Here is a 6,330-nt window from a genome sequence, read left to right as displayed (position 1 = left end):
GTGTGTAAGCGCTGCGAGGCGTTGAGCTAACCAATACTAATTGCCCGTGAGGCTTAACCATACAACACCGAAGGGGTTTTGTGGGCTCAATTGAAGAACATTGAATGTGTGAATGAGAACGAAGCAGCTTTCCGAATTAAGAAATTTGCTTGGCGACCATAGCGTTGTGGACCCACCTGATTCCATGCCGAACTCAGAAGTGAAACACAACAGCGCCGATGGTAGTGTGGGGTCTCCCCATGTGAGAGTAGGACATCGCCAGGCTTTGAATTTATAAGAGCCCGTTTGTAAGAGCGGGCTTTTTAGTCACTTGTGACACAAGATAGAGTGTGCTGATATGGCTCAGTCGGTAGAGCGCATCCTTGGTAAGGATGAGGTCCCCAGTTCGATTCTGGGTATCAGCACCAGTTTTATAGCTCTATAAGCTAAAAGAATTTGCTTGGCGACCATAGCGTTGTGGACCCACCTGAACCCATGCCGAACTCAGAAGTGAAACACAACAGCGCCGATGGTAGTGTGGGGTCTCCCCATGTGAGAGTAGGACATCGCCAGGTTTGAATTACGAAACCTCAGCAGAAATGCTGAGGTTTTTTTCTATCTATTCGTATCATTCAATGTCCAATCATAGTGATAGCTGATACTCTTTTTCTCGCTTTTTAGTGCCTTGTTATACTGCACTAAGTGCTCAAATAATTGCTGTTTCGTTCCAAAATCTTCAGCAAACCAGTCATAAATAGAAGACAGAACCCATTTATCATTGGTGACCTTTACTCCTTTTTCGCTATTGATAAACTCAGTGGCTGATTTCTCCAGTAATAATTCAGTATTTTCTGCTGTGAAAGCCTGCTTTTGTAAGTTTGGGCAGCCAAGACTTGCGCAGTTGACCGCATAATGGGTTCGAGGATCTTTCCAAATAGGTCTTAAAATTCGATGTTCAATATCATTGAGAGTCAGCTCTTTTTGATTGATGGTAATGATCTTTTGTTCCCAAGGGCCAAATGAGAAAAATCCTCCCAGTTTAGTGATGGATGGTATTGGGTAATGATCGACGATTAAGTTAACTGTTAAGGCATTATATAAGTTGACCCAGTAAGCATATTGTTCCAGCTTTGCATACTCTCTTGGATCAAGGGCTGATAATTGTGAAATATAGAGCTCTAATTGCTCTTTATCTTTTGAGTTGACCCTTTGATAATCGAAGAGGTTGTTGTGATTTTCTTGGATTAGATAAGTATCAAGTGTTGTCTGCCAAATTTGATGTGAAATGGCTTGTGTATTTTCTTCATTACTAGAGTTCCAATAATCCCATAGTTGTGATTTAGGAGCAGAAAATACATTCGTTGACCCGAGTGTCAAACATAGCGTTAATAGATATTTCATCGTTTACCTCTCATCTCATAGGTTATATGACCTAGGTAGGGATTGATAAATTTCAGATAAAATAAAAGGTTGGTGCATCTACACCAACCTCTGGAAATTAAATCGATACTCGCTATTTCAAAAAGCTAGGAATTTTTGTTTCATAATCAGCGATTTTATCTTCGTGCTGTAGCGTCAAACCGATATTGTCTAATCCATTAAGTAAGCAATGGCGACGAAATTCATCAATTTCAAATGAGTATGTTTTTCCATTGGCTTTAACTTCCATTCGTTCAAGATCTACAGTTAGTTGAGCACCTTCATTTCCTTCAACAAATTGGAATATTTCATCAACTTCTTGCTCTGTAAGGCGGACTGGAACCATTTGGTTATTGATTGAGTTACCATAAAAAATATCCGCAAAACTGGGTGCAATCATGGCTTTGATGCCGTAATCCGCTAAAGCCCAAGGGGCATGTTCTCGTGAAGAACCACACCCAAAGTTTTCACGAGCAAGTAGAATGCTCGCTCCTTCATAGCGAAGTTTATTCATGACAAAATTTGGATTAGGTTGTTGACCTGCATCATCTAGAAAACGCCAATCATGAAAAAGGTGTTTGCCAAAACCAGTGCGATTTACTTTCTGTAAAAATTGCTTAGGGATAATGGCATCTGTATCGACGTTCGCTGCATCAAGAGGAACGACCAAACCTGTGTGCTGTTTAAAACCTGACATTGGTGATCCCCTGTTTAGTTGAGTGTTGAAGAATGAATATTACGGATATCGACAAAGTGTCCAGCGATGGCGGCGGCGGCGGCCATTGCAGGACTGACTAAATGTGTGCGGCCATCTCGACCTTGGCGGCCTTCAAAATTGCGGTTGGATGTTGATGCACAGCGTTCACCTGCACCGAGCCTGTCATTGTTCATAGCCAAGCACATTGAACAGCCCGGCAAGCGCCATTCAAAACCCGCTTCAATAAATATTTTATCCAAGCCTTCCGCTTCTGCTTGCGCTTTAACTTGCTCTGAACCTGGAACAATCAATGCTTGAACGTGTGGTGCGACTTTTTTACCTTTCGCGACTTGAGCTGCTGCTCGCATATCTTCAATGCGAGAGTTTGTGCAAGAACCGACAAAAACTTTATCCACTTTGTAGTCTGATAAGGATTTACCCGCTTCCAGTCCCATATACGCCAGTGCTTTTTCTGCTGATGCTTTTTCGACAGGATCACTAAAGCTATCGGGAGATGGAATGGTTTCGTCGACAGCAATTACTTGGCCTGGGTTTGTGCCCCACGTTACTTGTGGTTTGATGTCCGCGGCATTTAGGGTAACGACTGCATCGAATTTGGCATTATCATCGGTTTTTAGCGTTGCCCAGTATTCAATGGCGGATTCTAAATCGTTTCCTTGAGGAGAAAACTTGCGACCTTTAATGTAGTCGAAAGTAGTCTGATCAGGGGCGATAAGACCGGCTTTTGCCCCAAGCTCAATCGCCATATTGCACACCGTCATACGACCTTCCATTGAAAGATCGGTAATCGCTTCACCACAAAATTCAACGACATAGCCTGTACCACCGGCCGCCGTTGTTTTACCTATAATGGCTAGCACGATATCTTTAGCGGTGATGCCTGGAGCGACTTTGCCTGTCACCTCAATTTTCATCGTTTTAGCGCGAGCTTGTTTCAATGTTTGGGTTGCAAGTACGTGCTCAACTTCTGATGTACCGATGCCAAACGCTAACGAGCCAAATGCGCCATGTGTTGCTGTGTGCGAGTCACCGCAGACAATGGTCATACCGGGAAGAGTAATACCTAATTCTGGCCCCATGACATGAACGATGCCTTGGTATTTATGATTTAAGTCGTAGAGTGTTACGCCAAACTCAGCACAGTTCTTGGACAATGTTTCCATTTGGATTCGAGCCATCTCACCCGAGGCATTAATGTCTTTTGTGGTGGTTGAAACATTATGGTCCATGGTAGCGAATGTTTTACTCGTCTGACGAACTTTACGTCCCTTTTCGCGTAAACCATCAAATGCTTGCGGCGATGTCACTTCATGAACGAGATGACGATCGATATAAAGGATGGGGGTTTCCCCTTCAGCTGACACCGCAATGTGGGCATCATAAATTTTTTCGTATAAGGTTTTTGCTTGCGACATTGCTTCTTCCTTGAGCTCTTTGAGCTTTATAAAGGACTAGGCGAGCCTAGTCCTACTAATTATGAGTTTAAAATATAGCTGGCAATTTTATCGCCCATTTCAGAGGTTGAAAGTGCCGCTTTACCACTGGCAAGATCTGCGGTGAGTTCGCCTGCGGTAAGCGCTTTTGATACGGCATTTTCGATAGCTTGAGCGGCACTTTCTTCGCCTAAGCTATAACGTAGCATTAAAGCGGCGGAAAGAATTTGTGCTACTGGGTTAGCGATGTTCTTTCCTGCGATATCAGGTGCAGAGCCACCTGCTGGCTCATAGAGACCGAAATTGCTTTCATTAAGGCTAGCGGAAGGTAGCATGCCCATTGAGCCTGTGATCATGGCGCATTCATCGGAAATGATGTCACCAAAAATATTAGAGCACAGCATGACATCAAATTGAGAGGGATCTTTAATGAGCTGCATAGTGGCATTATCGATATAAATGTGTGAAAGCTCGACGTCCGGATAATCTTTTGCGATCTCTTCCACGACCTCACGCCATAAGATAGAGCTTTGTAATACATTCGCTTTATCGACTGAGCATACTTTTTTACGACGTAATCGTGCGGACTCAAACGCTATTTTTGCAATGCGTTCGATTTCGTAGCGGTGGTAAACTTCGGTATCAAATGCTTTTTCATTTGCCCCTTCGCCTTCTCGTCCTTTGGGTTGGCCAAAATAAATACCACCAGTCAATTCCCGAACAACCACAATATCGAAGCCACGATCGGAGATATCGGATCGTAAAGGAGAAAAGCTTTCTAAGCCGGAGTGAATTTGAGCAGGACGCAAGTTACAAAACAGTTGAAAATGTTTGCGAAGCGGTAGGAGTGCGCCGCGTTCTGGTTGGTCGTTGGGTGGTAAATGCTCCCATTTAGGGCCGCCTACGGAACCAAACAATACGGCGTCTGCTTCTTCACATCCTTTAATGGTGCTTTCAGGCAGCGGGCAACCGTGGTTATCAATCGCAATCCCGCCGACATCATGTTCTTCTCTGGCAAACCGGATAGCATGTTTTTTTTCAATCGCATCCAATACCTTGTGTGCTTGTTGCATTACTTCTGGGCCGATACCATCACCTGCAAGAACGGCAATTTTGTATGTTTTGTCTGTCATGTTAGTCCTTTACTATTTTTATATTTGCTTGCCCCAGTGAGCTCTAAAGACTAAAAGCTCTAATCTAGGTACGTTAAACGGTTGCCACTTTCTTTTGTTTAATTTCTGCAATTTGATCGGCACGATGAATGCTATTGATTACGTGCAACAAGGCTTGTCCTGATGCTTCGACAATATCCGTAGAGACGCCTGTACCGTGATATTTTCGCCCTTTGTAGTTGGCAATAATATCGGCTTGCCCGAGTCCATCTTCACCTTCGCCCTTGGCGGTAAGGTCAAATTTATCCAATACGATCTCATAGCCAGTTAGACGGTAAATACATTGGTAAAGCGCATCGACAGGGCCATTACCAACGGCAGCTTCACATTTTTCTTCATCACCACAAAGCAATTTAATACTGGTGGTCGCCATAACACTGCCTGATTGAACACCCAAATAGTTCAATTTGTAGAAATCGTCTTCATCACGCAGATTTGAAAAGTGCATCAAAGCTTCTAAGTCATAGTCAAACACTTGGCCTTTACGATCTGCCAATTTTAAGAAATCTTCATACAAGGCATTGAGGTTGTATTCGTTTTCATTGTAACCCATGCTATCCATATGGCTTTTTACTGCGGCGCGGCCACTGCGGCTCGTTAAGTTCAGCGCTTGGTTTTTTAGGCCAATTGACTCTGGAGTCATGATTTCGTAAGTGTTTTTGTTTTTCAACATGCCATCTTGATGAATGCCTGATGAGTGGCTAAATGCGTTGGCACCGACAATCGCTTTGTTACTTTGAATCGGCATATTGCACAGTTGGCTGACCAACTTACTGGTGCGATGGATCTCATCATGCTTTAAACCAGTATGTACGCCGAGGAATTCTTGACGAGTTTTGATGATCATCGCGATCTCTTCCAGTGAACAGTTACCAGCGCGCTCACCAATACCGTTGATGGTGCCTTCTATTTGCCTTGCGCCAGCCTGTACAGCGGCAATCGAGTTTGCGACTGACATTCCCAAGTCATCGTGGCAATGAACGGAAATAATGGCTTTATCTATGTTAGGGACTCGCTCAAACAGCATCTGAATAATGCCACCAAATTCGCTAGGAACAGTATAACCGACCGTGTCTGGAATATTGATGGTCTTAGCTCCGGCATTAATTGCGGCTTCGACCATTCTACAGAGATTATCAATGGGCGTTCGGCCCGCATCTTCACAGGAAAATTCGACGTCATCGGTGTAGTTACGGGCGTGTTTCACCGCACTGACTGCCATCTCGAGCACATCATCATAACTGCGGCGCAATTTATCTTGCACATGAATGGTTGAGGTTGAAATAAACGTATGGATACGAAAAGCATCGGCGACTTTCAGAGCTTCGGCCGCTGCATCAATATCTTTTGCTACCGCGCGTGAAAGTGCGCAGACGCGGCTATTTTTAATGTGTTTGGCAATCGTTTTGACCGATTCAAAATCACCTGGGGAGGAAACTGGAAAACCTGCTTCAATAACATCAACACCAAGGCGCTCTAATGCGTAAGCAATCTGCAGTTTTTCTTTAACGGTTAAGCTTGCTGACAAAGCTTGTTCGCCATCACGTAATGTGGTGTCGAATATAATGACTTGATTATTCATGTTTGCTCCCTTGCACCGATGGTTAAT

The 6,330-nt window shown here is 43.9% G+C and carries 5 protein-coding genes, 1 tRNA gene and 2 rRNA genes; 3 read left to right on the top strand and 5 right to left on the bottom strand.

The annotated features are described in order from the left end of the window. Positions 1 to 148: 148 nt before the first annotated feature. The 3 genes from rrf (AACQ42_RS13830) to rrf (AACQ42_RS13820) all read left to right on the top strand — a co-directional run bounded on the left by rrf (AACQ42_RS13830) (position 149) and on the right by rrf (AACQ42_RS13820) (position 554). Positions 149 to 264, top strand: a 5S ribosomal RNA gene (rrf, locus tag AACQ42_RS13830). Positions 265 to 331: 67 nt separating this feature from the next. Further along, positions 332 to 407 (top strand) — tRNA-Thr (locus tag AACQ42_RS13825). Positions 408 to 438: 31 nt separating this feature from the next. After that, positions 439 to 554: ribosomal RNA gene (rrf, locus tag AACQ42_RS13820) — 5S ribosomal RNA — on the top strand. Between the two features lie 40 nt (positions 555 to 594). On the opposite strand, the gene AACQ42_RS13815 is transcribed toward rrf (AACQ42_RS13820), so the two are convergent. The 5 genes from AACQ42_RS13815 to leuA all read right to left on the bottom strand — a co-directional run bounded on the left by AACQ42_RS13815 (position 595) and on the right by leuA (position 6,303). Further along, positions 595 to 1,380: a DUF547 domain-containing protein gene (locus tag AACQ42_RS13815; RefSeq protein WP_013856007.1), complete on the bottom strand. Its 786-nt coding sequence runs from the start codon at positions 1,378 to 1,380 to the stop codon at positions 595 to 597. 112 nt (positions 1,381 to 1,492) lie between these two features. Continuing rightward, positions 1,493 to 2,095, bottom strand: a complete 603-nt coding sequence (leuD, locus tag AACQ42_RS13810; protein ID WP_013856008.1) for a 3-isopropylmalate dehydratase small subunit — start codon at positions 2,093 to 2,095, stop codon at positions 1,493 to 1,495. Between the two features lie 14 nt (positions 2,096 to 2,109). After that, a complete protein-coding gene (gene leuC / locus AACQ42_RS13805) occupies positions 2,110 to 3,531 on the bottom strand; it encodes a 3-isopropylmalate dehydratase large subunit (protein WP_094165143.1) in 1,422 nt (473 codons plus the stop codon). Positions 3,532 to 3,590: 59 nt separating this feature from the next. Then, positions 3,591 to 4,682 carry a 3-isopropylmalate dehydrogenase gene (leuB, locus tag AACQ42_RS13800; protein WP_019282467.1) on the bottom strand — a complete coding sequence of 364 codons (1,092 nt, stop codon included), beginning with the start codon at positions 4,680 to 4,682 and terminating at the stop codon, positions 3,591 to 3,593. 73 nt (positions 4,683 to 4,755) lie between these two features. Further along, the gene (leuA, locus tag AACQ42_RS13795; protein ID WP_094165141.1) at positions 4,756 to 6,303 is read right to left on the bottom strand and encodes a 2-isopropylmalate synthase; all 1,548 of its coding nucleotides are present in this window, start codon (positions 6,301 to 6,303) and stop codon (positions 4,756 to 4,758) included. Positions 6,304 to 6,330 lie beyond the last annotated feature (27 nt).

Source organism: Vibrio sp. V12_P9A6T4 (genome assembly GCF_963874835.1).
Taxonomy (GTDB): Bacteria; Pseudomonadota; Gammaproteobacteria; order Enterobacterales; family Vibrionaceae; genus Vibrio; species Vibrio anguillarum.
The sequence above is the reverse complement of the archived record's forward strand: the minus strand, read 5'-3'. Positions and strand labels throughout refer to the sequence as shown.